Origin of the sequence: Acinetobacter sp. (genome assembly GCF_041919735.1) — a bacterium.
Taxonomy (GTDB): domain Bacteria; phylum Pseudomonadota; class Gammaproteobacteria; order Pseudomonadales; family Moraxellaceae; genus Acinetobacter.
Genome location: NZ_JAYRTF010000058.1, coordinates 1 through 1,335 on the forward strand (window position 1 = coordinate 1; position 1,335 = coordinate 1,335).

1 protein-coding gene is annotated in these 1,335 nt (G+C 47.0%); it reads left to right on the forward strand.

Going from position 1 to position 1,335, the window contains the following annotated elements; translation table 11 throughout:
- Positions 1–101: 101 nt before the first annotated feature.
- Positions 102–1,335, forward strand: a 1,234-nt coding sequence (locus ACE3T3_RS15910; protein WP_374668639.1) for an NAD(P)H-hydrate epimerase, incomplete at its 3' end; no start/stop codon positions are given.

Genomic DNA, 1,335 nt, shown 5'->3' on the forward strand with positions numbered 1-1,335 from the left:
CAGCTTTAATCCAAGCCTTAAGCTGCTCTGGATCATATTGATCTACAGGGATTTTTGAGGAAGATGTGGATGTTGTCATAACCAAGAACAAAGGAAAAATCATGCATCAGCAAGTGTACCACAGCAGCGAGATTCAAGCATGGGAAGGGCGTTGGTTCGCGCAGCAAAATAGTGCTTATGGATTGATGCAACAAGTCGCATGGGCAACAACTGAACAGATGCTGCCTAGGCTTAAACAGCAGCAAGTCAAAAGCGTTGCGGTGTGTTGTGGTCAAGGCAACAATGCAGGTGATGGTTACTTGATTGCATCGTATCTAGCCGCGCAAGGTTATGACGTTGAAATTTATGCAGCAGCTTTGGGAAAGTCTACTTCACTGCAACAAGCACATGCAGCAGCTGTGCAACAGGGGATAATGATTCATACCGGTTTTGCTTTTCAACATTCATATGATGCCTATATTGATGCTTTGTTTGGCATTGGGTTAAACCGTGAACTCAGTTCAGACTGGCAAGCGGTTATTCGACAGATCAATAGACAAACAGGCTTAAAAATTGCCGTTGATATTCCGAGTGGTTTACAGGCCAACACGGGGCAAGCTTTACCTTGTGCAGTTGTCGCCGATTATACTTTTACGGCTCTCGGCCTAAAGGTAGGTTTATTTACTGGACAGGGTAAAGCATTTTCAGGAGAGGTCACGCTTATTTCGCTACTTCCTGTAGACAGTGCTTTAAAACCTTTAGCTTCACTTGCTCCACAGCATGTGCAGCTTGTACCGCGTCAAGCCTTTGGGCATAAAGGAAGTTACGGACACGTAATGGTGATTGGGGGACATGCACAGATGGGCGGTGCGGTGATGTTAGCTGCAGAAGCTGCCTTTCATGCGGGTGCAGGCAAGGTGACCGTGGTATGTGATGCAAAACACCATACTGCAATTCTAGCCCGTGCACCCAATATTATGCTGCGTGATATTAACCAAATGTCGCTCCAAGAGCGTGAAGCATTGGTGGCTCATGTGGATGCAGTTAGTTTTGGTATGGGCTTGGGAAGAGACTCGTGGGCTCAGCAGCAGTTTGATGCATGGTTTCCACTCATTCAGACCAATGCTTTACAGGTGGTGTTGGATGCGGATGCTTTATGGTTTTTGGCTGAGAAGCCAGTAAAACTCGGTGAGCAGGTGTACGCAACACCGCATCCTGGGGAGGCCGCAACTTTGCTCGGTATCAGTACCTCAGTGGTGGAGTCCGACCGTATTGCAGCTATTTATGCCTTACAAGAAAAATATGCAGGACAATGGGTGCTTAAGGGTTCGGGAAGCTTGATTTTAGATACGCAAC